General features: G+C 38.8%; 26 protein-coding genes. 24 read left to right on the top strand and 2 right to left on the bottom strand.

Annotated features, from left to right (window positions below; genetic code table 11):
• Window positions 1-276: 276 nt before the first annotated feature.
• From EO118_RS05480 to EO118_RS05470, 3 genes are all read left to right on the top strand, one after another.
• Window positions 277-1104: an Rpn family recombination-promoting nuclease/putative transposase gene (locus EO118_RS05480; RefSeq protein WP_127069004.1), complete on the top strand. Its 828-nt coding sequence runs from the start codon at window positions 277-279 to the stop codon at window positions 1102-1104.
• 134 nt (window positions 1105-1238) lie between these two features.
• Window positions 1239-1802 (top strand): restriction endonuclease subunit S, encoded by a 564-nt coding sequence (locus EO118_RS05475; protein WP_255416587.1) that lies wholly within the window; start codon window positions 1239-1241, stop codon window positions 1800-1802.
• 97 nt (window positions 1803-1899) lie between these two features.
• Complete coding sequence (locus tag EO118_RS05470) at window positions 1900-2826, top strand: site-specific integrase (RefSeq protein ID WP_127069002.1); 927 nt, start codon at window positions 1900-1902, stop codon at window positions 2824-2826.
• A gap of 111 nt (window positions 2827-2937) precedes the next feature.
• Here the strand turns inward: EO118_RS05470 and EO118_RS05465 are convergent, their stop codons facing one another.
• Entirely contained in the window at window positions 2938-4110 is a 1173-nt protein-coding gene (locus EO118_RS05465; protein ID WP_127069001.1) for a class I SAM-dependent methyltransferase, read from the bottom strand.
• A gap of 560 nt (window positions 4111-4670) precedes the next feature.
• Here EO118_RS05465 and EO118_RS05460 point away from each other — a divergent pair.
• From EO118_RS05460 to EO118_RS05375, 18 genes are all read left to right on the top strand, one after another.
• Entirely contained in the window at window positions 4671-5690 is a 1020-nt protein-coding gene (locus EO118_RS05460) for a glycosyltransferase family 9 protein (protein ID WP_127069000.1), read from the top strand.
• On the top strand, window positions 5690-6733 hold the full coding sequence (locus EO118_RS05455; RefSeq protein WP_127069042.1) for a glycosyltransferase family 9 protein: 1044 nt from the start codon (window positions 5690-5692) through the stop codon (window positions 6731-6733). The genes EO118_RS05460 and EO118_RS05455 overlap by 1 nt, the downstream gene beginning before the upstream one ends.
• Before the next feature lie 2 nt (window positions 6734-6735).
• Window positions 6736-7647: a 3'-5' exonuclease gene (locus EO118_RS05450; protein WP_127068999.1), complete on the top strand. Its 912-nt coding sequence runs from the start codon at window positions 6736-6738 to the stop codon at window positions 7645-7647.
• A 31-nt stretch (window positions 7648-7678) separates the two neighbouring features.
• The gene (locus tag EO118_RS05445; RefSeq protein WP_127068998.1) at window positions 7679-9064 is read left to right on the top strand and encodes an aminopeptidase; all 1386 of its coding nucleotides are present in this window, start codon (window positions 7679-7681) and stop codon (window positions 9062-9064) included.
• Window positions 9065-9068: 4 nt separating this feature from the next.
• On the top strand, window positions 9069-9449 hold the full coding sequence (locus tag EO118_RS05440) for a hypothetical protein (RefSeq protein ID WP_127068997.1): 381 nt from the start codon (window positions 9069-9071) through the stop codon (window positions 9447-9449).
• A 13-nt stretch (window positions 9450-9462) separates the two neighbouring features.
• Entirely contained in the window at window positions 9463-9831 is a 369-nt protein-coding gene (locus EO118_RS05435) for an arsenate reductase family protein (RefSeq protein ID WP_126938202.1), read from the top strand.
• A gap of 107 nt (window positions 9832-9938) precedes the next feature.
• Window positions 9939-10397, top strand: coding sequence for a ribosome maturation factor RimP (gene rimP / locus EO118_RS05430; protein ID WP_127068996.1), 459 nt, complete (start codon window positions 9939-9941; stop codon window positions 10395-10397).
• 12 nt (window positions 10398-10409) lie between these two features.
• Entirely contained in the window at window positions 10410-11507 is a 1098-nt protein-coding gene (nusA, locus tag EO118_RS05425) for a transcription termination factor NusA (protein ID WP_127068995.1), read from the top strand.
• 1 nt (window position 11508) lies between these two features.
• Window positions 11509-11775 carry an RNase P modulator RnpM gene (gene rnpM, locus EO118_RS05420; protein WP_038145077.1) on the top strand — a complete coding sequence of 89 codons (267 nt, stop codon included), beginning with the start codon at window positions 11509-11511 and terminating at the stop codon, window positions 11773-11775.
• Window positions 11768-12079 carry a ribosomal L7Ae/L30e/S12e/Gadd45 family protein gene (locus EO118_RS05415; RefSeq protein WP_127068994.1) on the top strand — a complete coding sequence of 104 codons (312 nt, stop codon included), beginning with the start codon at window positions 11768-11770 and terminating at the stop codon, window positions 12077-12079. Before rnpM ends, EO118_RS05415 begins: the two co-directional genes overlap by 8 nt.
• A 13-nt stretch (window positions 12080-12092) precedes the next feature.
• The gene (gene infB, locus EO118_RS05410) at window positions 12093-14723 is read left to right on the top strand and encodes a translation initiation factor IF-2 (protein WP_127068993.1); all 2631 of its coding nucleotides are present in this window, start codon (window positions 12093-12095) and stop codon (window positions 14721-14723) included.
• A gap of 9 nt (window positions 14724-14732) precedes the next feature.
• A complete protein-coding gene (rbfA, locus tag EO118_RS05405) occupies window positions 14733-15083 on the top strand; it encodes a 30S ribosome-binding factor RbfA (protein ID WP_127068992.1) in 351 nt (116 codons plus the stop codon).
• On the top strand, window positions 15083-16024 hold the full coding sequence (locus tag EO118_RS05400) for a bifunctional oligoribonuclease/PAP phosphatase NrnA (protein WP_127068991.1): 942 nt from the start codon (window positions 15083-15085) through the stop codon (window positions 16022-16024). The genes rbfA and EO118_RS05400 overlap by 1 nt, the downstream gene beginning before the upstream one ends.
• Window positions 16024-16923: a tRNA pseudouridine(55) synthase TruB gene (truB, locus tag EO118_RS05395; RefSeq protein WP_127068990.1), complete on the top strand. Its 900-nt coding sequence runs from the start codon at window positions 16024-16026 to the stop codon at window positions 16921-16923. Before EO118_RS05400 ends, truB begins: the two co-directional genes overlap by 1 nt.
• A gap of 144 nt (window positions 16924-17067) precedes the next feature.
• Window positions 17068-18009: a bifunctional riboflavin kinase/FAD synthetase gene (locus EO118_RS05390; protein WP_127068989.1), complete on the top strand. Its 942-nt coding sequence runs from the start codon at window positions 17068-17070 to the stop codon at window positions 18007-18009.
• Between the two features lie 11 nt (window positions 18010-18020).
• A complete protein-coding gene (locus EO118_RS05385; protein WP_127068988.1) occupies window positions 18021-18788 on the top strand; it encodes a shikimate kinase in 768 nt (255 codons plus the stop codon).
• A complete protein-coding gene (locus tag EO118_RS05380) occupies window positions 18785-20932 on the top strand; it encodes an ATP-dependent RecD-like DNA helicase (protein ID WP_127068987.1) in 2148 nt (715 codons plus the stop codon). The genes EO118_RS05385 and EO118_RS05380 overlap by 4 nt, the downstream gene beginning before the upstream one ends.
• Window positions 20933-21108: 176 nt before the next feature.
• Window positions 21109-21585, top strand: coding sequence for a ComF family protein (locus tag EO118_RS05375; RefSeq protein WP_127068986.1), 477 nt, complete (start codon window positions 21109-21111; stop codon window positions 21583-21585).
• Between the two features lie 3 nt (window positions 21586-21588).
• On the opposite strand, the gene EO118_RS05370 is transcribed toward EO118_RS05375, so the two are convergent.
• Window positions 21589-22191, bottom strand: coding sequence for an HD-GYP domain-containing protein (locus EO118_RS05370; RefSeq protein WP_127068985.1), 603 nt, complete (start codon window positions 22189-22191; stop codon window positions 21589-21591).
• A 740-nt stretch (window positions 22192-22931) separates the two neighbouring features.
• Between EO118_RS05370 and EO118_RS05365 the strand changes: the two genes are divergently transcribed.
• The 3 genes from EO118_RS05365 to EO118_RS05355 all read left to right on the top strand — a co-directional run bounded on the left by EO118_RS05365 (window position 22932) and on the right by EO118_RS05355 (window position 25214).
• On the top strand, window positions 22932-23747 hold the full coding sequence (locus EO118_RS05365; protein ID WP_370447250.1) for a basic amino acid ABC transporter substrate-binding protein: 816 nt from the start codon (window positions 22932-22934) through the stop codon (window positions 23745-23747).
• Window positions 23748-23811: 64 nt separating this feature from the next.
• On the top strand, window positions 23812-24495 hold the full coding sequence (locus tag EO118_RS05360; protein WP_009372151.1) for an amino acid ABC transporter permease: 684 nt from the start codon (window positions 23812-23814) through the stop codon (window positions 24493-24495).
• The gene (locus tag EO118_RS05355) at window positions 24492-25214 is read left to right on the top strand and encodes an amino acid ABC transporter ATP-binding protein (protein WP_127068983.1); all 723 of its coding nucleotides are present in this window, start codon (window positions 24492-24494) and stop codon (window positions 25212-25214) included. Before EO118_RS05360 ends, EO118_RS05355 begins: the two co-directional genes overlap by 4 nt.
• Window positions 25215-25720 lie beyond the last annotated feature (506 nt).

Raw genomic sequence — 25720 nt, 5'->3', positions numbered from 1 at the left:
TTCAAAGAGAATAGTTTAAAGCAGGAATGTTTGTTGGACATCATTAATGGATGCGAATCTGTTGATAGTAAAATAGGTGGATAATAGGGAAACGATGCGGCTAGTGGGGGCTGGTCGCATCGTTTTTATTTGTGAAATGTTCACTGTTAGTAGTATGTAGCACTGTTAAGAAATTTTCTAGGGAAAATGATAAAGATATGGAATACCCTTACTAGAAATATTATGCTATCTCTAGTTTTAATAGGTATGATATAATTTAAGAAAGGAAGGTATTCCATGTACATTAAGTCATTTGATGAACTGACGTTCCAAGACAATTTTATCTTTCAGAAGGTGATGTTAAAGAAACACATTTGCAAGGCGGTATTAGAACGGTTGTTAGACATTTCGATTGAGGACATCGTATATATTCATGAAGAAAAAAATCTTGATGTACGGTGGGATACTAAAAGTGTACGTCTTGATGTGTTTGTGAATGATGATAAAGGAACGGTATTCAACATTGAAATGCAAACTAGCAAGGACATGGAAGAACTTGTAAAACGGACACGGTTTTATCAAAGTATTTTAGATATGTATCACATTCAAAAAGGTCAAAAATATACTACCTTAAATGATTCCTATGTCATTTTTATTTGCACATTCCCAGTGTTTACAGACAATTGTCATAAGTATACGTTTAAAAACATTTGTGTCGAAGATCATGATATTGCCTTGAATGATGGAGCCACAAAGTTGTTTTTAAGTACAAAGGGAACGCAAGATGATGTGTCAAAATCGTTGCAAGCGTTTTTAAATTATATTGATGGACAGGAAGCAACGGATGAGTTGTTGCGAGATATTGACGATGCTGTGTATGAGGTCAAGCATTGTGAAGCGTGGAAGGAGGAATACTCGATGTTATCTATGGATCATTATAAATATTGGAAAGAAGGAATGGCTGAGGGGATTGCAGAAGGACTTGCTCAAGGTGAAGCTAAGGGTAAGGCTGAAGTTGTGATTCAGATGTTGCAAGAAAAGCTATCCTTAGAAATGATTGCTCGTCTTACGAAATTAACAGTAGAGCAAATAAAAGAAATCGGACAGGCTAATGCGTTGCTATAAACTTTAAGATTAGTTCTCTGTAGCGCTTTGATGGATTTTGATGCTTTAAGATAATTTTAACTTTGTAGTAGATGAAGTGATGAGTATTATTAAAAGAAAGCTGATGATGGTGTATCAGCTTTCTTTTTTGTTGTGTGCATACCAATACTTGGGAACAGCGTAAGTTGGGAGAGATAGGGAAAACCTATACGGGATTAACTGGTAAAACCAAAGAAGATTTTGGACATGGAGAAGCACGATATATAACGTACTTGAATGTTTTCCAAAATACAATGTCTGATTTATCTATGGTCGATAGTATAGAAATCGATAAAACACAAAATGAAGTTTGTTATGGTGATATTCTATTTACAACTTCATCTGAAACACCAGAGGAAGTAGGGATGACATCGGTATGGCTTGGTACTGAGAGTTATACATATCTTAATAGTTTCTGTTTTGGCTATAGATTATCTATTGAGGCGGACCTCTATTTTATGGGATATTTATTGAGATCACCTAGTGTACGAGAACAAATGAAAATTCTTGCTCAAGGTATATCACGATACAACATATCAAAAAATAAGGTAATGGAAATTGAAGTTTATATACCTACAAAAGTAGAACAAACTATTATAGGTCAATTCTTACACCAGTTGGATAACCTCATCACCCTTCATCAGCGTAAGTATTTCCTAATCTTTCACAATACGAGATAGTTATCACATAACTTCATATATGCTTTTTTTGAAATATACGGGTAAGATATGTATAAGAGCCATTTCTATGTCGTCACGTAAATGAAGAGGTATAAATATGGTAAACGCTGAGGAAGGAACGGAATTATTTTGCAAGTATTATGAACGGTGGATTCGGATGTATAAGGAAGGTGCTATTCGAGAAGTGACTATGAAGAAGTACGAGATTACTTTGGTATGGTTGCAAAGGTTAGTGCCTAACTTGCGACTTTCAGAGTTAAATCGCATTAGCTATCAACAATTATTGAATGACTATGCAGTGTATCATGAGCGACAAACAACGATGGACTTTCACCATCAATTGAAAGCAGCTGTATTAGATGCGGTAGATGAAGGATTTATTGATCGAGATCCGACACGAAAAGCAATCATTAAAGGAAAGGCGCCACGAGAGAAGAAGATTAAGTATTTAAATCAATTTGAGTTGCACACGTTGCTAGTGCATCTACATCTTACGCCAGAAATTAATTGGGACTGGTTTATTTTTATTATCGCCAAAACAGGCATGCGTTTTTCAGAGGCCTTAGCATTGACGCCAAAAGACTTTGATTTTCCACACCAATCGCTCATTGTTAATAAAACTTGGGACTATAAAGGAAGTGGTGGATTTTTACCTACGAAGAACAAGTCTTCTGTGCGAAAGATTCAATTGGATTGGCAAACGATTATTAAATTTTCTGAATTAATCAGAGATTTGCCGGAGGATGAACCAATTTTTGTGAAAGGCCCTGTGTACAACTCAACGGTAAATGATAGGTTAGAGCGATATTGTAAAGGCCTAGGGATTCCTGTTATTTCTATTCATGGATTACGCCATACTCATGCGTCTCTATTGCTCTTTGCAGGGGTATCTATTGCTAGTGTTGCTAGACGGTTAGGGCATGCCAGTATGACCACAACGCAGAAGACATATATCCATATCATTCAAGAATTGGAAAATAGGGACATCGATTTGGTCATGCGATCGATGGCAGGACTGGCATAAATTATTTCCATAGAATGGCTCTTTTGCACAATAAAGGGCTGTCACTCACATGTAGTAAATCCTACACATACAGTGACAGCCCCTATAGTATTAAATGCTACAATATATGATTTAGTACCAGCGTGTTAACGGTAGTTCATTGTTAATGCATTTTGTCATCAGAATTTGATGTAAATCCATGTTGCCAATATAAAAGCCAGCGGCACAGCCACAAAGGTATAAATCCCACATACGTACAAATTCGGTGCCTCGTACTTTTTCTACTTGGTCACGAACACCTTGGAAATTATTGTACCAATGCATCAATGTTTTATAGTAATGAAAGCGTAAATTTTCTACATCTATAACATTCATATCATTTTCGTAGGCAAGGCCAACGATTTCTCTTAGGGAAGGCAAGGAGCCACCTGGAAAGATATATTTACGAATCCATGCACTGGTTTCTTTTTCCGCTGGATCACTGATGTAATGAAGTAAAAATAAGCCTCCTTCTTTTAGCATGGAAGATGCATCTTCCATGTATATAGGTAAATTAGGACGACCTACATGTTCTAACATGCCTACACTTACCATGCGATCGAACTGACGACCAGAGGCAGCTACATCGCGATAATCTATTAGATCAATTTCCACTTGACCTTCAAGACCAAATTGTTTAATTCGTTCTTGACCTTTTTTCCATTGCTCTTCTGATAATGTACAGCCATAGCCTTTGACTCCATATTTTAGGGCCGCTTCAATGAGTAGGAAGCCCCAACCGCAACCAATATCAAGGAGTGTCATTCCTTCTTGTAAATGTAATTTATCGAGAATATGATGTACTTTTTGATATTGTGCATCTTTAAGGCTGTCATCTTCCTCTTTGAAATAGGCGCAAGAATAACTCATAGTTTCGTCAAGCCATAAACTATAGAAATCATTACCTAAATCATAATGAGATGAAACTTGTTGTTTTTGGTCTTTCTTTCTAAGCCCCATATTAAAGAGGGAACTGAGTACTTTTTTGTTAATAGAGTCTTTGTTAACATGACCTAATACGACGCAAAGTGCTTTGAATAAATCTCCTTCAATTTCTATATCTTTACGCATGTAGGCTTCACCCAGTGCTAATTCTGCGGATACTAATATATCTTTTTTAGGGATATCTTTATTGACAATAATTGTAAACTCCGGATCTCCTTCGCCGATGGTATATTCTTTATCGCCAACTTTTACAACAAAGCAATGATCATTGAATCGTTCCAAATAGTGTACTAAAAAAGTATCAAAAAGTTTAGAAAACATAAGTAAGTCCTTTCTTGTCTTTATACATAATATACAGTATATGCATCATTTAGATATGCATTTAAATCGTTTATCTAATCACACATGGCACAGTTTGTAAAGCTGCATAGCAAATATATATAAGCGTGAAATAAGTAATCCTTGAAGTATGGGGATTTCTTATATGCCATATATATTTGATATGAATAGGTAAACCTAATGAAGATATTATATACCCTTTATACAGAAAATACATTATATACATAAATAAATCAATTTAGATAATCTATGCATGTATTGTATTATAAAGTTTTCTTCACATGTGATATAATAATAAATTACTAAATTTTAATAACATTTTACTAAAATTTTATTAAATCTTGATTGTAGAAAAGATATCTAATGAATGACAGTTGTTATACGTAGATATTTTAAGTTTGCTATGTGAGGTTCTCATTCTTGAAGTATTGAAATAGGTACTAAAAGGATCTAAAGAAAAATATAAAATACTTTGTCATCTTTGTTTCTATCTTATGGTATACTAATAGAGTATAGTTATAGGTAAATGAAAGGGATGGAGTATGAAAGAAGATGTACGAATTTTAATCATTAAAATGAGTTCTCTAGGTGATATTATTCATGCCTTACCAACGCTGTATGCGTTGCGCCAGCAATATCCAAAAGCACATATTGCATGGGCCGTTCATGAACAGTTTAAAGATGTTATTCCTCCAAAACCTTGGGTGGATGAAATCATTATCATAGATAAAAAACAATTAAAATGTCTTTCCTATTGGAAAGAATTATGGAAGTTATTGCATGACAAGCACTTTGATATTTCTTTAGATTTGCAATCCATTGCAAAAAGTGCCATCGTGGCTGCTCTTAGTGGAGCGAAGAAACGTTATGCATACTGGGAACTTCGTGAGGGTAGTTGGCTGGTGAACATAGCACTAGTAGGTGACCATAAAATGGATCACGTTATCGAGCGTTATTTAGATACGTCTCGTGCCTTGGGCTGTAACGTAGATGACATCGTGTTCCCTTTGCCGACTTTCACAGAGGCAGAAGCTACGGTAACACAGAAATTAAATGATAGAGGCGCTTTCATCGAAAATCCTTATATTGTTATTGCTCCAGGTGCGCGTTGGGCAGTGAAAGAATGGCCTATTTCTCATTTTATCGACCTCGGTAAACGCTTGGTGGCAGCCAGTGAGACGGTGGTGCTCATTGGAGCTAAAGAAGATGAGGAAAAAGGGCGTGCCATTGTGGACGGAGTCGGTAGTGACAATGTGGTGAATCTCATTGGGGATACGAATCTAAAAGAACTCATTGAGGTCATTCGTCATAGCGCTTTGTACATCAGTGCTGATACTGGTCCTCTGCATATTGCGAATGCTTTAAAAGTACCATTGATTGCTCTATTTGGGACGACTTGCCCAGAACGGACAGGTCCGTATGGGGGCGATCATATTCATATTATTGTGTCACCTACATCACGGGCGACTCTAGAACAACCGTTGGTAGAAGATTTGGAGTGTATGGCACAAATTACAGTGGACACTGTATTTGATACAGTGAAAGAAATGAGGAATCTATGATAGAGTTAGATGGAAAGCGGATTGTGGTAACCTTCTTGATGCATTTAGGCGATGTGGTGCTTACCACACCGTTTATCCATGCTCTTAGAAAGTTGGCGCCTCACAGTCATATTACTTATGTGATAGACAAGAAGCTAGCGGATGTATATCGTCATAATCCTTACATTGATGAGTTAGTGGAAGTGGATAAAAAAGGCATCCATAATAGCATTGGTGGATTGAATCAAATTGCTAAAGACATTCGGAGACAAGGACCAGTAGATGTAGTCATTAATTTGCACCCTAATGAACGGACTTCCTATTTAGCTTGGAAATTGAAAGCCAAGGTGACCACAGGGATGAGTCATTTTCTGTTCCGTCCATTTATGACGAAGGTGACGCGGTTGAACCGAAAAACGTTGCATGCCGCTCAGATGTATATGAATGTGTTAGAACAGTTAGAATATGCGGTAGAACATGAAGGATTAGAAATCTTTACTAGTTCTGAGTGGAACCAAAAGGTACAGGAATTTTATGCCTCCCAAGGAGTGGCGGAAACGGATCACCTCATCGGATTTAATATTGGTAGTGCGGTGCCGGAAAAACGTTGGCCTAAGGAACGGTTTGCCCACATTGCAGATACCTTAGCTAAAGAAGGATATAAAATTGTATTTTTCGGTGGTCCCATGGATGAAGATATGGTGCAGGACGTGCTAGATACGATGACAGAACCAGCCATTAAGGGAACGGGACAATTCAGCATTGGAGAATTGGCAGAAGCCATGAAACGATGTGATTGTTTGGTGACTAATGACTCGGGTCCTATGCATGTAGGGGTAAGCCAGGGGGTGCCTATCGTGGCGCTCTATGGTCCGTCGAATCCAGCCTTGTATGGTCCTTTCACAGAGAATGCGGTGGTCTTAGAGTCTATGGACCATTACGACGTGAATAAAAATATGAAACAGGTTTTGAAGGAAGGTAATTATAAAGGATTGTCTGTCATTTCTGAGGAATCTGTATTAGCAGGCATACGGATAATGTTAGAGAGAAAGGGTATGAACTAAGGATGCACTATATTGTATTTGACTTGGAATGGAACCAGCCCTATACATTAGAACCGAATATGATACGACGATCGGGCTTTCCCTTCATCGGTGAAATTATACAAATAGGCGCCGTAAAATTGGATGAAAGTTTGCAAATTGTAGACCAATTTGAAGTGTTTATTACTCCTAAATTTTTACCTGTTATGCATCATTCCGTGGAGAAGTTAACTCATATTACTATGGATAAACTGCGTAAAGAAGGGGTGTCTTTCCGCCGTGGATGTGAGAAGTTTTTACGCTTTATTGGTTCTGATGGTATTTTGATATCTTGGGGACCCGATGATATTGAAATGTTGATGGATAATGCCCTTTGTCACAAGGTACATGTACATCAGGAAGTGCCTTGGTTTGATGCACAATCTTTATATGCAAAAACGATGCACAATTGTAGCCAACAATATGCATTGCAAAAAGCGATGGATGAGATGCATGTGAAAGCGCCTAATTTACAAGCTCATAATGGATTGCATGATGCCATCTGTACAGCCATGGTATGCCAACGATTTCCGTTTTTAGAAGCATTACAAAAGAAGCGAGAAAAACAAGGGAAACAACGATGTTTTTACGGACTTTCACGGCATGAACATAAAATATTTGAGTCCATTGTGACCATGCCTCGTATATTCCGACAAAGCAATCGAGCGAAAACCACATGTCCTGTTTGTAAGGAACCCCTGCACTTAGACCCTATTGTGGGGGTGGTAAAACATCGCTTTTTATCAATGGGAGCTTGCAAGGAACATGGTACATTTGGGGTTCATTGGTATGTGGGAAAATCGATTAGCAAGCATTTAGGGAAACGATATTATGTTTCCAAAATGGTTACGAATGCACCTAAAGGATTGCGTGAATTGTATGCGCGTAAAAAATAACAATTAGCATTAAGAAAGAAAGGAGCTAAGTATGGAACGTAGAAATGCTTGGCATGAATATACAGAACAACAATTACAAGAAATTGATACTTTGGCAACGAAGTATCGCCATTTTCTAGATCATGGTAAAACTGAACGTGAATGTGTGGACCAAATTGTAGCGGCCGCGGAAGCAGCTGGATACCGTAATATGGATAGTATTATCAAAGAAGGTACTACCCTAAAAGCAGGGGATAAGGTGTATTATGTGCATATGAAAAAAGCGGTAGCTATGGTGAACATTGGTACAGAACCGATTGAACAGGGGATGAATATTCTTGGTGCACATATCGATTCTCCGCGTTTAGATGTGAAGCAAAATCCGTTTTATGTGGATAGCGATTTGGCTCTATTAGATACGCATTATTATGGGGGCATCAAAAAATACCAATGGGTGACTATGCCTTTAGCAATCCATGGGGTAGTGGTAAAACGTGATGGCACTGTCATCAATCTTGCCATCGGTGAAAGCTCAACGGATCCAGTATTTTGCGTAACCGACTTATTGCCACATTTGGGACAGGAACAAATGGAGAAAAAGGCTGCTAAAGTGGTAGAAGGGGAACAACTAGACCTTCTTATTGGTAGCCGCCCTGTGAAAGGGGAATTAAAGGATGGTGTTAAATCCTATGTATTACAAGTGCTACAAGAGCAATATGGTTTTGATGAAGAAGATTTTTTATCTGCAGAACTCGAAATCGTGCCAGCTGGTGCTGCTAGAGAATTAGGGTTTGATCGTTCTATGATCATCGGTTATGGTCAAGATGACCGTGTATGTGCGTATACATCTTTAGTTGCGATGTTAGAAACAGAGAATGTGAGCCGAACTACATGTACTTTATTGGTGGATAAAGAAGAAATTGGCTCTGTTGGCGCAACAGGTATGCAATCTCGTTTCTTTGAAAACTTCATGGCAGAATTATTGGAAGCTATGGGCCATACCTCTCCATTAGCAGTACGTCGTACTTTATCTAACAGTCACATGTTATCTTCTGATGTTAGCGCCGGTTTTGATCCACTCTATGCGAGTGCCTTTGAAAAGAAAAATGCTGCTTTCTTAGGTCGTGGTGTAGTATTTAATAAATTTACTGGTTCCCGTGGTAAAAGTGGCTCTAATGATGCTAACGCAGAATACATGGCTCGTATTCGCCACTTGATGGACCGAGATAATATTTCTTATCAAACAGCTGAATTAGGTCGAGTAGACCTTGGCGGTGGCGGTACGATTGCGTATATCATGGCTCTGTATGGTATGAATGTTATCGACTGTGGCGTGGCGGTTCTCAGTATGCACTCTCCTTGGGAGGTGACGAGCAAAGCTGATATTTATGAAGCAAAACGTTGTTATTTAGCCTTCTTAGCGGCGAAAGGGGAATAATCCTATGACAACACATGGTGAAGCGGAACGTGTGAAAGTAGATATTTTTAGCATGACCAAAGAGGATGCAGCACAGTTTGTGAAAGATAAAGCCTACTTTATGATGGTTCTTCGCAAATTGATGTATGAATATTGTCCCATAGTAAAGGTAGAACGATTTGAGCCTACAGAGGGAGAAAGTATTTCGGCGTACTTGACGAAAAGTATGGAACAAGATCAAACCCCCGTGTTATCTGTGGTACTAGATCCTTTTGAAGTATCCGCCATGAAAGTCGCAGAGGAGCGAGGCAAACTAAAGGAATACGTCTTTGCTGCTAGCGAAATGACAGAAGTGTTATTACAGGTGTTAAAAGAAAAATTTTGTGAATCTAAAACAGAAAAATAGAAAGGACAGACATATGTTATATATTGAATATCCAAAATGTACGACTTGTAAACGAGCAAAAAAATATTTAGATGATCATGGTATTAGCTATACGCACCGTGACATCAAAGAAGAGAATCCAACAGCGGAAGAATTAGGCGTATGGTATCCTAAGAGTAAAAAAGCAGATATTAAAGCCTTCTTTAATACATCTGGTCAAATTTATCGTGGGGAAGGCATTAAAGATAAATTGCCAACTATGACAGAAGATGAAAAATTAGCCTTATTGGCAACTAATGGTATGTTGGTGAAACGTCCTATTTTAGTTTTAGAAGATACAGTGCTTGTGGGATTCAAAGAAGCAGAGTGGGAAGAAGCGTTAAAACGCAATGGTTTACTGTAGCTATTTTTAGAGAGTTGTGGTATACTAAAGATAACTTTTATAGAATCTATTAAAAGAGTGAGCTGCGGCTCACTCTTTCTCTTATACTGTGGCAAGGAGGGGATAAGATGAAACGTGACGCCGTAGAGGAATTTGTGTCCGGTGTAGTAGAAACGATTATAGAGTCTACGGAGTTAGAGCTTGTGGACGTGGAATACGTGCATGAGCGAGAATGGTACTTGCGCGTATTTTTAGACAAAGAGGGTGGCATCGATTTAGATGACTGCCAAATGGTGAGTGAAAAATTAAGCGAAGTATTGGATGCAAAGGACCCAATCAAAGAGAATTACTTGTTAGAAGTATCGTCTCCAGGACTGGATCGTGTGTTGAAGAAAGAAAAAGATTTCATTCGTTACCATGGACGTGATGTGGACATTCAATTGTTTAAACCCATAGATGGAAAAAAACAATATACAGGATCCTTACAAGGATATTCTGATGAAGTCATTACGATTCAGGTGCAAGAGGAAAGTATTGAACTAGAACGCGCAGCAATTGCACAAATTCGTTTGCATTTAGATTTTTAAGGGAGGAAACCAGTGAGTCAAGAATTAGTACAAGCGGTATTAGCAGTTACTAAACAAAAAGGTGTGGCACCAGAGATTATTTTTGATTCTCTTGAAGTGGCATTATTACAAGCCTATCGCAAAGAAGTAGGAGCAAATCAAGAGGCATATATTTATTTCAATCGTGAAACAGGAGATTACAAGGTGTTGGCTAAGAAAACCGTAGTGGACACTCCTGAAAACGAAGAAACAGAGATTGCCTTAGCAGATGCTCGTCAATTAGATAAGCGTATGGAAATCGGCGATATTATCGAAGTGGATGTAACGCCTAAAAACTTCGGTCGCAGTGCGGCTCATACGGCAAAACAATTATTGATTCAACGTTTGAAAGAAGCAGAACGCAATATTGTCTATGATGAATACTCCAGCCGTGAAGGCGATATTTTGACTGGTTTGGTGGAACGTATTGAAGGCCGAAATGTATTTATTAATCTAGGAAAAACTGAGGCGATTTTACCTGTGTCCGAACAAATTCCTAGTGAAAGCTATGCTGTGGGAGACCGCATTAAATGCTATATTGTGGAAGTGAAAAAGACCACAAAAGGTCCTCAAATCATGATTTCCCGCACACATCCTGGTTTATTAAAACGCTTATTTGAATTAGAAGTACCAGAAATTGCAGAAGGCACAGTGGAGTTGAAATCTGTAGCTCGTGAACCAGGTATGCGTTCTAAAATTGCTGTTGTATCTCGCGAGGAAGAAGTGGATGCAGTAGGCGCTTGTGTAGGTCCTAAAGGACAACGTGTACAAAATATCGTCGATGAACTAAATGGCGAAAAAATCGATATTGTGAAATGGGATGAAGATCCAGCGGTATACATTGCTAATTCCTTGAGCCCAGCGAAGGTAGTAAGTGTAGTGGCTCGCGATGAAGAAAAAACATCTTCTGTGGTGGTGCCTGATTACCAACTTTCATTAGCTATCGGTAAAGCAGGTCAAAATGCCCGTTTAGCAGCGAAACTAACTAATTGGAAAATCGATATTAAAAGTGAAACACAAGCCGCTGAAGCTGGTGAATATGTGGAATCTGATGATATGATTTCCTTAGATGCTTTTGGAGATGAAGACTAATATGAAACAGAAGTCTCAGCCTATGCGAGTCTGTGTGGGATGTGGAGAACTTCTTCCCAAGAAAGAATTGACACGTGTTGTGTTGAGCCCAACGGGAGAGATTTCTATTGACCCTACAGGTAAAGCCCCTGGACGGGGAGCGTATATGGAAATGAAAGTAGAATGCTTAGATATGGCGTATAAAGCTAAACGATTAGAGCGTTCGTTGAAACATAAAGTTTCACAAGAAATTTATGAATCTTTAAAGGAACAAATATCCCATGAATAAAGAAAAAGTGTTGAATATATTAGGATTAGCACAGCGAGCAGGTCGCTTATTATCTGGCGATTTTGTAGTGGAACGATCCATGAAACGACAAGCCTATCCACTGTTGATTATGGCGGAAGATTGTGCGCAAAATAATGCTAACAAATATAGGCACTTAGCCGAGTCTCATCAGGTACCTCTTCGTTTGGTAGGGACCAAAGAGGAATTAGGCAGAGCATTGGGAAAAGAAATGCGAGCAGTTATATTAGTAAATGATGCTGGATTTGCTAAATCCTTGCTAGCTGAAATAGATAAGAATCAGTAGAGGGGGAATGTAGATGTCCAAAAAAAGAGTATATGAAGTAGCAAAAGATCTAGGTGTAGAAAATAAAGTCGTTATTGATGCTTTAAAAAAACACAATGTAGAAGTGAAAAGCCATATGAGTACAGTGGAGGATTCACAAGTATCTATGATTAAACAATCGTTAGCAGGTGGCACTAAACAAGCACACAGTGAGGCACCAAAAGCAACGCAACAAGCACCGCAAAAGAAAGTTCACGAATACCATAGCAATGAGCAAGGTGAAAAACGTGGACCAAAACAAGATAGAAATCATCGTAATGATCGCAACGAGCGTGGAGATCGCAATGACCGTGGTGAAAAGCGTGACCGCTCATTTAATCGTGATGGTAAAAATAATGGTCAACGAGATCATCGCAATGACAGAAATGACCGCGGCGATAATCGCTCTAATCAACGAAATGGTCAAAACCGTGATGGCCGTCGTCCAGAAGGTCGCAATGATCAACGTCAAGATAATCGCAATGGTGGTAATCGCCCTAACAATGGTGGCAGATTCGACCGCAACAATGATCGTAATAACGACCGTAACCATGATCGTCGTAATGATGGACAACGTCGTGAACGTCGCTTAGAGATTCCACAAGTGGATCCAGCGATGACAGCAAAACCAGAAGGTCGTGATCGTCAAGCTAGCCGTGAAGCAGATCGTCAAAAAGAAAATCGCCGTTATGAATCTGAACATCGCAATGAAAATCGTAACGAGCGTCGCAATAAAAAAGATAAAAAAGGCAAAAAAGGCGAACGTACACAATCCTTAGTATCTTCTGCATTGCAAAAAAATAAAAATAAAGTTAAACAACGTAATGAACAACATATCAAACAAAAAGAAGAAGAGCGCCGTAAAGCAGAAGCTGCGATTGCTACTTCTATTGAATTGTCCGGTCCGTTAACAGTAAAAGAATTGGCTGAAAAAATGGGCCGTGAAGTATCTGAAATTATCAAAAAATTGATGATGCTAGGTGTTATGGCTACGATCAACCAAGAAATTGATGTAGAAACAGCTATGGTACTGGCAGAAGACTTCGGCGTAGAAGTGGTAGAAGTAGAGCCTGAACAAGACCCTACAGAAATCATCGAAATCGAAGATAGCCCAGAAAGCTTAGTAGCTCGTCCACCAGTTGTTACTATCATGGGTCACGTTGACCATGGTAAAACCTCTTTATTGGATGTAATCCGTTCTACGAATGTAACAGCTTCTGAAGCGGGTGGTATTACGCAACATATCGGTGCATACCAAGTTCGCTATGAAGGCAATAAAATTACATTCCTAGATACACCAGGCCATGAAGCTTTCACAGCGATGCGTTTACGTGGTGCTCAATCTACAGATATTGCCGTTCTTGTGGTAGCTGCAGATGACGGTGTTATGCCACAAACAATCGAAGCCATCAACCATGCGAAATCTGCAGAAGTGCCAATCATCGTGGCTATTAATAAAATGGATAAACCAGGTGCTAACCCTGATTATGTAAAACAACAGTTGTCTGAGCATGGCTTATTACCAGAAGAGTGGGGCGGCGATACCATCATGGTTCCTGTATCTGCGAAACAGCGTCAAGGTATTGAAGACTTATTGGAAACAATCTTGCTTGTAGCAGAAGTACAAGAATTGAAAGCGAACCCTAACCGTAAGGCACAAGGTATCGTTATCGAGGCCCAATTGGATAAAGGTCGTGGCCCTGTATGTACTGTATTGGTACAAAAAGGTTCCTTGCGCGTAGGAGAAACCATCCTTGCTGGTGTAGCATATGGTAAAGTACGTGCTATGACGAATGAACGTGGTGAAAAAGTGAAAGTAGCTCGTCCATCTATGCCGGTGGAAATCTTGGGCTTGTCCGACGTTCCATTAGCAGGGGAAGTGATGTTCGCTGTAGATGACAACGAAGCACGTTCCATTGCAGAAAAACGTATCGAAAAACAACGCATTACTGAAATGAATGCGAAAACAAAAGTCACTCTTGATGATTTGTTCAACCAAATGCAACAAGGGGAATTGAAAGACTTAAATATTATTATCAAAGGTGACGTACAAGGCTCTGTAGAAGCATTACGTCAATCCTTAGAGGGCATTAAAAATCCAGAAGTACGCATCAATATTATCCACAGTGCAGTAGGTGCTATCAACGAATCTGACGTGATGTTAGCCTCTGCATCAGGTGCGATTATTATCGGCTTTAACGTACGTCCAGATGCAAATGTACGTAAAGAAGCAGAAAAAGAAAGTGTTGACCTTCGTACATACCGTGTCATCTATGATGCTATCAATGAAATCGAGGCCGCTATGCGTGGTATGTTAACTCCTGAATTTAAAGAAGTTATCTTAGGCCGTGCAGAAGTTCGCCAAGTGATTTCCACACCGAAAGCTATCGTAGCTGGTTCCTACGTAACAGAAGGTAAAATCACTAATAACTCTGAAATTCGCTTAATCCGTGATGGTATCGTTATCCATGAAGGTCATATCGACTCCTTGCGCCGTTTCAAAGATGAAGTGAAAGAAGTAGCTACAAGCTTTGAATGTGGTATTTCCTTGGAACGTTACCGTGACGTGAAAGAAGGCGACGTAATCGAAGCGTACAAAATGGAAGAAATTGCCCCAGAATTATAGGAGGTATCCATGAGCGAAGTTCGTGTACGAAAATTACAAGAGTTTATTAAACAAGAAGCAAGTCAAATCTTATTGCGTGGGTTGAAAGACCCTCGCATCGGATTTGTCACTGTTACCGATGTGCGTGTGACAGGTGATTTGCGAGAAGCGACTATCTATGTGAGCTTATTCGGCAGTGAAGCGGAGAAAAAGCAGTCTTTAGACACTTTGCGTAGAAGTGCGGGCTATTTCCGTTCTGAACTAGGAAAGGTGCTTCAATTGCGCCACATTCCTAGCATTGCCTTTGATGCAGATACATCCTTAGATTATAGCATGCACATTGAAGGATTATTAAATTCTATTAAACAAGAGGAACAATAATGGCGAAAATTAGTATTGATCAACTGAAAGCATCGATTGATACAGCCCATTCCATTCTTCTTACCGTTCATGTCAGTCCCGATGGGGATGCCATAGGCTCTATGCTTGCTATGTATGAAGCTTTGGTAACTCAAGGGAAAATGGTCCGCATGGTAGTAGATGATGTAGTTCCTGAAAAGTTTTCTTTTCTTTCCTTGTGCTCTAAGATTGAGCCTGTAGAAAGTTTAGAAGAGGGCTATACATCAGATATGCTACTCATTTTGGACGCGAGCACATTTGAACGAATTGGAGAAGTAGGTGTACGAGTGAGTGCACCTACTTTTAATATAGACCACCATATTTCTAATACAGAATTTGCAGACGGTTTATATTTGCGCTCTGATTTCTCCTCCACTGGGGAAACTGTGGCATACCTATGTAAGATGTGGAATTGGGAGATGACTCAATCGATGGGGCAAGCCTTGTATATGGCTATGGCTACTGATACAGGGTTCTTTAAATTCTCCAACACCACAGCCCATACGATGGAAATGGCGGGACTATGTTTACAAGCAGGAGCAGAGCCCCATGTGATTTCTGAAGCCATAGAAATGGTAGAACCAGGTCGTATTGAAGTGATGAAAGAAGTCTTAGATAATGTGTCCTTTCACCATGAAGGGCAAGTGGTATCTATGTGTTTGACCTTACCTTTGATGGAGCGCATTGGGGATGATACAGATGGATTTGTGGACATGATCCGAAATATCAAGGGAGTGGACTTGGCTATCGTGTTGAAGTCTAAAACAGAGACCTTAACTCGTGCTAGCATTCGCTCTAAAGTGCGTGATGCGAACCAAATTGCTAGCCATTTTGGTGGCGGTGGACATATTCGTGCAGCCGGTTGCTCTATTGATCGTCCTATTCATGAAGCATTGGAACAAATCTTAGCGGTGATTGAGTAATGGATGGAGTTATTTCTTTAATCAAGCCACCAGGCATTACCAGTCACGATGCGATCGGTATTTGTCGACGCATTCTGAAAGAACGGCGTATTGGTCATAGTGGGACTTTAGATCCCTTAGCATACGGTGTGTTGCCTATCTTTGTGGGCAAAGCTACTCGTGCCATTGAATATACGGAGTCCATTGGTAAAACCTATGTGGCGGAATGTAAATTAGGTATAGAAACAGATACAGAAGATAGTACAGGGAATGTACTGCGGGCAATGGATATCTCTAAGGCTCCTAGCTGGGATGTTCTAGAGCAGGCAGTTAAGTCCTTTCAAGGGTCTATTGAGCAACGACCATCCAAGTATTCAGCCATTAAAATTAATGGGCAAAGAGCTTATGATTTAGCCCGTGCAGGAGTGGAGTTTACACTACCATCTCGTTTGATTCATATTTATGATATCGAGCTATTGGCGTATGCGTATCCATTCTTTACCATTCGTGTACGATGCTCTGCCGGCACCTACGTGCGTGCTTTGTTACGAGATATATGCCAGCAATTATACTTGTGTGGTATGATGACACAATTATGCCGTACTGATGTAGGACAATGTGATATTGAACAGTCTGTGACTATCGAAGAATTAGAGACATTAGGAGAACAGGCTGTACAACCAGTAGATACTTTGCTGACCCACTTGCCAGCAGTGTATATCAATGATATCAATCGAACCCGACTCGTACAGGGTAAGCAAGTGCCAGTACAAACAGTGAAGCCGAATGGAACGTTCTGTGTGTCACCAGATGAAATCCCTGTAGATACATTAGTCAGAGCCTATGATGCAAATGGATTTATGAGTATCTTGCGACGGTTGGATAGCACTTTGAAAGTGGAAAAAAATATATACATATAATATACGTATAAGAAATGGTCAGGAACCTTATGGGATCCTGGCCATTTTCTTATGTATACACTTTCTATAGTCTACGGTTGTGTTATAATAAAGAGTACACTGAAATAAAAGTTCTATTTCATAGTTCAAAAGATAAGGATTAGTATGAATATTTTATATACGATATCAGAGTTAGATACGATACAGGAACCCATTGTGTATGGTATGGGAACTTTTGATGGGTTGCATTTAGGTCATCAATCGATTATTAAAGAAGTCTGTGACAGTGCGAAGGCATGTGATGGAGTTTCTGTGATTGTTACCTTCGATGCGCATCCATTTACTATATTACAACCGAAACAAATTCCACCTCGTCTGCTACAACGAGAAGAACGATATGCCATGCTAGAGGCCATGGGTGTTGATTATGTGCTAGAACTACCTATGACAGAAGAATTAGTCACAAAGTCAGGGGAAGAGTTTATTCATGGTTTATGTGCCCATCGTAAGGTACGGAAAATAGTAGTCGGTACAAATTTTAATTTCGGATATAAAGGCTTAGGAAGTTCAAAGCTAATTCGAGAATTATATCCGTCTATTGAAGTCCATGATCAAGAATTGGTTCGCTATGACTGGATTGATGCACCTATATCTAGTACGGCTATACGCAGTAGCATTGTACGGGGTGATATTGAGCTAGCTAATACAATGTTAGGCAGACCGTACCGTTTTACGGGGACCGTAGTGAAAGGGGATCAACGGGGACGTACCCTGGGATTTCCTACATTAAACTTTCATTTCCCCGATACAATGGCAGCGCCAGCGGATGGTGTGTATGTAAATCAAGTATACATCGGTGGCAAATGGTATGGTGCAGTGGGGAATATGGGAGATAATCCAACGTTTACCAACCAATACCATCGCTTTGAAACGCATTTGTTTGACTTTTCCGATGATGTGTATGGAGAAGTGGCTACGGTAGAATTTCTTGCTTTCATCCGTGGAGAAGTAAAGTTTGATTCCCTCCAAGCCCTCATTGATCAAATGGAAGATGATAAGGCCTTTGCATTAGACCATTTACATAGTACGATCTATAAAAAATTCTAAGGAGTATGTTCATGAAATTACAAGAAAGTCGCAAAAAAATTGATGCTATTAATAAAGAGTTAATTCACTTGTTTGAAGAGCGTTTACGTATCGTGGTAGATATTGCGAAGTATAAAGAAGAGCATCAGATGAAAATTCATGATGTACAGAGAGAACAGGAAATTCTTGCATCCGCTGTACAAGCATTGGAAAATCCTGAATTAGCAGATTACGCAAAAGAATTTATGAATGAGATAATCCGTATTTCTAAAGATTATGAAAAGAACCACATTCATCAACATATTTTCCTGATTGGTATGCCAGGGGCGGGTAAAACAACCATTGGTAAGGCCTTAGCGCAAGCATTGGGATTAGAGTTTTTTGATGTGGATACAGAAATTCAAGAGCGTACTGGAAAATCTATTCAAAATATTATCATTCATGATGGAGAAGATGAATTCCATCAATTAGAACTCAATGTAATTCAAGATTTAGTGAGTAAAAATAATGCCAGTGTTATTGCTACAGGCGGTGGTACGGTATTGTGTGATGCTACGGCTGAATTGATGCGTGAATCTGGTTATGTGGTATTGATTCAACGTGATGTAAAACAAATTCTCGATGATTTAGATATGGAAATTCGTCCATTATTGAAAGAAAGTATTGAATATATTTTCCGCTTATACGAAGAGCGACAACCGATTTACGAACGTGTGAGTCATATTAAAATTGAAAACATCAGCAATGTAGCAGATGTGGTGCAAGCTGTCATTTCTGCATTGCCTAATGCATCCTTATGATAACGCTACTAGGAACGGTATACCGTGTGATCTATAAGTCTCCGCAAGAGAATTTTTGCGTATTTGTACTACGGGATTACCAAGAAGATACCCATATTTGTACCGGTAATATTACTCCTCCAAAGGTAGGAGAAGAGGTAGAAATCAAAGGTAACTATATTATCCATAAAAAATATGGCAAACAGATTTCAGTCCAAAGCATACAACGTGTAATGCCGGATACCTTGGCTGGTGCAAGACGATATTTAGAAAGTCTTGGTGTAAAAGGATTAGGCCCGAAGTCATTAGAGAAACTGTTGGATTATTTTGGAGTTTCTATACTAGAGATTCTAAAAAAAGAAAATCCTATGGAAATACTCGAGGCACCGATTTCTTCTCGTAAAACTAAGCAAGAACTGTATAAAGTACTGCTGGGCGAAGGTGTTCTACAGGAAATTAATGACTTCTTTGCTAAGTACAATATGAGTAATCGTTGGAGTCGCCAACTCTATGAAATATATGGGGCCAAAGCGATTGAAATGTTACAGGATAATCCGTATTATTTGTTGACCGTAGATACCAATTTACCTTTTCATGTAGTGGACCATTTTGCAGAGGAATTAGGATTTCCCTTTGATAACCCTAAGCGCATCGATGCAGGTATTCGCTTTACCATGGAACAGATAGGTTCTTCTGGACATTCTTGTATGCCCATAGAGGAATTGATGGTGCAGTTGTCGAATCTATTAGGTGATGATTATATCGATGTAACCGTAGATCGTTTAGAAACCTTAATTGAAACAAAGCGCTATGTACAGGTGGATCACGATGATGTTTTGTATATCTATCATCCTACTGTATATCGAGCAGAAGTTGATAGCGTAGAGTTCACAGAAGCCTTTTTAGATGAGGGTGTGCTACCTTTGTTGGATGGTGATGATTTCTGTAAAAGTTACGAAATTAAGCATTCCATGGAGTTAGGCAAAGAACAAAAGAAAGCGATAAATATGGCGCTTAGTCATCGATTCTCTATTATCACTGGTGGCCCAGGTACGGGAAAGACTACTATTATTAAAGCCTTAGTAGAAGGATTCCAGCAAGGAAACTTAAAGCGTATTGTCCTCTGTGCACCTACGGGGCGTGCTACGAAACGATTGTCGGAAGCGACAGGAATGGAGGCTTTCACCATTCATCGTTTGTTAGAACCGGAGTTAGAGAATAATATCTATACCTTTGCCCGTAATCAGGATGAACCATTAGAGGTGGATGTAGTTATCGTCGATGAATCATCTATGCTTAATTTGGAGCTCTATTATGCCCTGATACAGGCGATTCCACCTAGTGCATATGTGGTGCTTGTGGGAGATGTGGATCAATTGCCACCGATTGGTGCAGGCTTTATCCTACGGGATATGTTGACTAGTTCCGTAGTTCCGTACCAAGGATTGACACAAATTTATCGTCAACAAGAAGGAAATCGTATCATCGATAATGCGTATGCTATCAACCATGGTGAGATACCCGATTTGTCCAGTTGTGATGAATTTCAATTTGAAAGTGCTCATGATGTGGAAAGTGTTCTTTCAGTAATTACTAAGCACTATAAAGAAGAGTTGCAACACGTAGAGTCTGATTTGGATATTCAAATTGTTTGTCCTATGCGTAAAGGTTCTATAGGAAGTGCAGCAATTTCTAAATATTTGCAAGAGGAATTAAATCCGAAACGAAGTGGCAAAGAAGAGTTGAAAGTAGATGGGACTGTGTATCGTGTTGGTGACAAAGTCATTCAAATGGAGAATAATTACGACCAAGATGTGTATAATGGAGAAATTGGTGTTATTACAGATATCCTTGGAAAACAAGTACATGTGAAATTTCCAGATAAATCCATGACACTTGATGAAGAAGATATGATGACGATGGCACTTGCCTATGCCATTACGGTTCATAAAGCACAGGGGAGTGAATATGAACGGATTATTTTGCCATTTATTTCTGCCTATAATGTGATGTTACAAAGGAATCTACTTTATACGGCAATTACTCGTGCTAAAGATAAGGTACTCCTCATCGGTAGCGAAACAGCTATAGATACAGCGGTAAATCGAGTAGATACAAATTATCGATATACATTATTTAAGGAACGCTTAGAGGGGGCGATCTAATGAGGTTATGGGACTTATTGTGTCCACCTACTTGTATTCATTGTGGTAAAGATGTATATACCCAAGGTGAGTGGTGTGATACATGCTTGCGAGCAGTTATGCATGAACGTTGTATAATGGGTCCAAAATACTCGTCTTTAGAATGTATATATATTCTAACGGATTATGTAGGTGGTATGAAAACCATGCTACACGATATAAAATTTAATGGAAAAAAGGAGCGAGCTCTAGGAGCCGCTCCTTTTTTGCAACGTTTTACAGTTACTTGTTTGGATATGAATTACATACCAACCATTGTTGTACCCATTCCCATTAGCGACAGCAAACGGAAACAACGAGGATATAATCAAGTAGATATGCTGTTTAAAGATTGGGTTAACCAACAAAATTGGAAGTGGATAGATTTATTGGTGAAATTAGATGGCTCCAAACCGATGTGGACTTTGACGAAAGAAGAACGACGGAAAAATATGAAGGGTCATTTCTTAGTTCGATCTGATATGGTGAATGCCTATGCAGATAAGGACATTAGTATATTATTAGTAGATGACATCTATACAACAGGGGCTACCTTGCTAGAAGCGGCGGACACAATCCACACCGTCTTGCCCAGGGCAAAGATAAAGGCTCTCACTTTAGCAAGTGGAGCCTAATGATTATCCTAATATTTCTATAAATGCTTTTACCACATCTGGATCAAATTGTGTACCAGAGTGTCTAAATAGCTCTTGTTTGATTTCACTACGAGGTTGTAATGTTGTATCTGAAGCAGGGTCGATCGCTGTTACATAATAATCAGCAATACCGATGATACGAGCCCCTAATGGAATATTGGCACCTCTTAGATGTTTCGGAAACCCTGTACCATCCCAACGCTCATGATGGTATTTAATGTAAGGAATGATAGGTTGGCAACATGGATAGTTTTCAATCATGCTAGCCCCAAATACAGGATGCTGCTTGTATTTGGACAATTCCTGACGGTTGAAGTAAGGAAACTTCATTAACACAGTGGAAGGTAGGCAAATTAAGCCTAAATCGTGTAAACATGCTGCGTGACGAATCAATTCGATTTCACCTTTTGGCAATCCCATTTTAGCAGCAATAGCTACGGCATAATTGGCAACCTGCACCGAATGCACATATAAAGTTTGGCTTTTCATTTGAATCATCTGTAAGAGCTGTAAAGTGATCAACTCTAAGGTGCTCTTATCTTGCTCGTAAGCTCCTGATTCCTGAATTAGTGATAACATAAACATGCGCAAACCCTTCCTAACAAATAGAAACGGTGTACTCTCTTCTGGAAAATCACCGTTTTTATATTCTTCGTTTACTTAAGTACACACATTATACAATAAAATTTTATCCTTGAATATACCCTATGGAGTGGACAAAAATGTACTGAAAAGTTCTCATCATTCATTGAAAAAGTGAGAATGTGATAAGCATGGGGTATACTAAAGTTGATGTATATTTGGTGAAAAAAAGCAAGTCTTTTTTCTGAATGTACTATACAAAAATGATATAAGTAGAATGAAAAAAATCATGATGGTTCCTAAGTGACAAAAGTAAGAAATATAGATATAATAAGAGTACATAACGGGTCTGTGGTTGAAAGTCGAGGCCAGTCGCAGGCAAAACGATCCACATAAGCAATGAAAAATTGTGAGCATGGTGCGGCTTAGATGTAAGACCTGCCGACAAACTATGTCGAGAGGGGTAGTAGTGGGGAGCACGGCTTATGAGCGAACCTTCCAGCAGGCGAGTGTGGGGGCAAAGACCAGGTCAGCCGTATGAAACACAGCAGAAATTGTTCTGCTGTGTATTTTTTTATGCTTTTTCGGTATAACAGTTTTTGGAACTAGTTTATGCAATTTAGTACATGTAACAATGATTAATAAAAATACACAAAATTTGCAAAAATATGTTGACTAAATATTCATATAGATGTATAATTAGTGCATAAGATACAACATGAGTGATTTAGTAAAGGAGAAACATCATGAAAACAAATGTAAAAAAACTAATATGTACTGGATTATTAGCCTTAGGTGTAGTAGCACTACTAGGGGGATGTGGTTCTCAAGGAGGAGAACAAGCACAAAAAGGTAATATATTAAAAATAGGTACTAATGCAACCTTTGTACCATTCGAGTTTAAGCAAGAAGGTTCAGAAGAATTACAAGGCTTTGACATCGAGGTAGCTAAAGAAATTGCAAAACGGACTGGGAAAACTATTGAATTTAAAAATGTTCCCTTTGATGGACTAGTACCAGCCTTAGATAATGGTGAGATTGATTTAGCGGCATCAGGTATGACTATCACAAAAGCTCGGATGGAAAAAGTTGGTTTCAGTATGCCGTATTATGAATCTGGTATGGCTGTAGTGGTAAAAGAAAATTCTGCGATTAAAGGGTTAGATGATTTGACAGGCAAAACGATTGCTGTACAAATGGGGACTACAGGAGCAGATTTAGCGAGCAAAATCAATGGGGCCATGGTAAAAAACTTTGACCATACTAGCGATGCCTTATTAGAGTTACAAAATGGTGGTGTAGAAGGGGCATTGATTGATTTGCCGGTAGCACAGTATTACGTAGCTAAACATGGGGATCAACACTTAACGGTAATCGAATATCCAAATACGAAAGAATACTTTGGATTGGCTATGAATAAAAAGAATAAAGAGCTTATAGATAGTGTAAATAAAGCGTTAACAGAGATGAAACAAGATGGTACACTAAACAAAATATATCAAAAATGGTTTAAAACAGATATGCCGAAGGATATTCCCGTGACATATGAAGGAAAATAATGTACTATATAAGGAGGCTTTGTGCCTCCTTATCTGTGTTAAATGAAAGGATGGATAGGTAACGATGGATTTTAATTGGCAGTTAATTGTCGACTCTTTACCCCTGTTAATTGGAGGGGCTGGAATTACGATTCAAATCACCCTCATGAGTGTGGGGTTTGGTTTTTTTATTGGCCTTGTAGTGGCATTGATGAACTTATCACGATTTAAAGTGATTCGGTTAATCGCAAAATGTTATGTAGAATTATTCCGTGGTACACCATTATTAGTTCAAATCTTTATGATTTATTTCGGTGGTCCTAAATTGTTGGGGGCTATCGTTAATGCCAATGGTGCGCCAGAACCAATTGGACCGTATTTAGCAGCTGTATTGGCATGTTCTATTAACTCTGGGGCCTATGTATCTGAAATTTTCCGTGCCGGCATCCAATCCATTAATAAAGGGCAGATGGAAGCAGGTCGTTCTTTAGGCTTAACTTGGTTCCAAACGATGCGCTATGTAATTATGCCACAAGCTTTCAAAGCGATCATCCCACCATTGGGCAATGAATTTATTGCCATGTTGAAAGATACGTCTTTAGTGGCAGTTATCGGTTTTGAAGAATTGACACGTCGAGGACAATTAATCATCGCTCGTACCTATGGTTCCTTTGAAATATGGACAGCCGTAGCGGTGATTTACTTGATTATGACATTAACCATTTCCCGACTCGTAGCGTACTTAGAAAGGAAATATAATATCAAATGATTCAATTACAGAATGTACATAAATACTTTGGACAATTGCATGTCTTAAAAGGCGTTTCTACAGAAATCGATGCTGGTGAGGTAGTAGTTATCATTGGACCATCTGGTTCTGGTAAAAGTACAGTATTGCGTTGCATGAACTATTTAGAAGAGCCCACACAAGGCGACGTAATTGTGGATGGTAAAAACTTAAATGTGAAAGAAAATATTAACAATGTACGTGCCGAAGTGGGCATGGTATTCCAACGATTTAATCTATTCCCTCATATGACCGTGCTAGATAACATTACCCTAGCACCGCAAAAAATTAGAGGACTTTCAAAATCTGAAGCGGAAAGCATTGCTCATGATTTATTGGGCAAAGTAGGTTTATCCGACAAAGCAGCGGCGTACCCAGAACAATTATCCGGAGGCCAGCAACAACGTGTAGCCATTGCACGTGCCTTAGCAATGAAACCGAAAGTAATGCTCTTTGACGAACCTACATCTGCTCTAGATCCAGAGATGGTTAGCGAAGTATTAGACGTTATGAAAGACTTGGCAAAAGAAGGCATGACAATGGTCATCGTTACTCATGAAATGAGCTTTGCTAAAGAAGTAGCTACTCGCGTACTATTTGTAGATGGTGGCGAAATTTTGGAAGAAGGAACACCAACAGAGGTGTTTGATACACCAAAACATGAGCGGACAAAATCATTTTTATCAAAAGTGATTCGGTAAGGACTGGTTCTTTGTTACGCTTTAGATAGCAAATTTAGTTTTTTTCTATAAGAATTGTTACTACGAATATGTATATAAAAAACAACTACCCTATAAACGGAGTTTCCTATGTAGGGTAGTTTTTGCTTTGCCGTTATTATATTTCTAAATGATTTTCAATGTATTCCAGTGCATTGACGTATATGGCTATATATATGCTTGTATGTATTACCGTGATATATAGCCATATAATCGTAGTACATTATAGGCGATATAAAGGATAAAAATTTTGAGTTCTATTGTATGTACATTTATATAATTTGTTCTGAATAAAATAGGCAAAAAGAATAAATATTATGGTATTTCATAGTAGATAGTAAAGAAAAATAATTATTAAAATGATATACACACAGAATAAACACAACGATATGAATAAAATTTATCAATACAATCTTGATAATTGATAGATTGTATAAATTTATAAAAATAAAAAATATTATGAATATAAATTGAATTAGATATTAAAT

It is taken from the genome of Veillonella sp. 3891 (genome assembly GCF_003992315.1).
Lineage (GTDB): Bacteria > Bacillota > Negativicutes > Veillonellales > Veillonellaceae > F0422.
Note: the sequence above shows the minus strand (reverse complement) of the source record. Positions and strands in the feature narration are given on the sequence as shown.

Coding starts and splice junctions, on each gene's coding strand:
- rbfA (WP_127068992.1), top strand. CDS start 14,733: ATGAGCGAAGTTCGTGTACGAAAATTACAAGAGTTTATTAAACAAGAA.
- EO118_RS05355 (WP_127068983.1), top strand. CDS start 24,492: ATGATTCAATTACAGAATGTACATAAATACTTTGGACAATTGCATGTC.
- EO118_RS05360 (WP_009372151.1), top strand. CDS start 23,812: ATGGATTTTAATTGGCAGTTAATTGTCGACTCTTTACCCCTGTTAATT.
- EO118_RS05385 (WP_127068988.1), top strand. CDS start 18,021: ATGAAATTACAAGAAAGTCGCAAAAAAATTGATGCTATTAATAAAGAG.
- EO118_RS05375 (WP_127068986.1), top strand. CDS start 21,109: ATGAAAACCATGCTACACGATATAAAATTTAATGGAAAAAAGGAGCGA.
- EO118_RS05460 (WP_127069000.1), top strand. CDS start 4,671: ATGAAAGAAGATGTACGAATTTTAATCATTAAAATGAGTTCTCTAGGT.
- EO118_RS05400 (WP_127068991.1), top strand. CDS start 15,083: ATGGCGAAAATTAGTATTGATCAACTGAAAGCATCGATTGATACAGCC.
- EO118_RS05450 (WP_127068999.1), top strand. CDS start 6,736: ATGCACTATATTGTATTTGACTTGGAATGGAACCAGCCCTATACATTA.
- EO118_RS05470 (WP_127069002.1), top strand. CDS start 1,900: ATGGTAAACGCTGAGGAAGGAACGGAATTATTTTGCAAGTATTATGAA.
- EO118_RS05390 (WP_127068989.1), top strand. CDS start 17,068: ATGAATATTTTATATACGATATCAGAGTTAGATACGATACAGGAACCC.
- EO118_RS05415 (WP_127068994.1), top strand. CDS start 11,768: ATGAATAAAGAAAAAGTGTTGAATATATTAGGATTAGCACAGCGAGCA.
- EO118_RS05465 (WP_127069001.1), bottom strand. CDS start 4,110: ATGTTTTCTAAACTTTTTGATACTTTTTTAGTACACTATTTGGAACGA.
- EO118_RS05480 (WP_127069004.1), top strand. CDS start 277: ATGTACATTAAGTCATTTGATGAACTGACGTTCCAAGACAATTTTATC.
- infB (WP_127068993.1), top strand. CDS start 12,093: ATGTCCAAAAAAAGAGTATATGAAGTAGCAAAAGATCTAGGTGTAGAA.
- EO118_RS05380 (WP_127068987.1), top strand. CDS start 18,785: ATGATAACGCTACTAGGAACGGTATACCGTGTGATCTATAAGTCTCCG.
- EO118_RS05370 (WP_127068985.1), bottom strand. CDS start 22,191: ATGTTTATGTTATCACTAATTCAGGAATCAGGAGCTTACGAGCAAGAT.
- truB (WP_127068990.1), top strand. CDS start 16,024: ATGGATGGAGTTATTTCTTTAATCAAGCCACCAGGCATTACCAGTCAC.
- EO118_RS05435 (WP_126938202.1), top strand. CDS start 9,463: ATGTTATATATTGAATATCCAAAATGTACGACTTGTAAACGAGCAAAA.
- EO118_RS05440 (WP_127068997.1), top strand. CDS start 9,069: ATGACAACACATGGTGAAGCGGAACGTGTGAAAGTAGATATTTTTAGC.
- EO118_RS05445 (WP_127068998.1), top strand. CDS start 7,679: ATGGAACGTAGAAATGCTTGGCATGAATATACAGAACAACAATTACAA.
- rimP (WP_127068996.1), top strand. CDS start 9,939: ATGAAACGTGACGCCGTAGAGGAATTTGTGTCCGGTGTAGTAGAAACG.
- rnpM (WP_038145077.1), top strand. CDS start 11,509: ATGAAACAGAAGTCTCAGCCTATGCGAGTCTGTGTGGGATGTGGAGAA.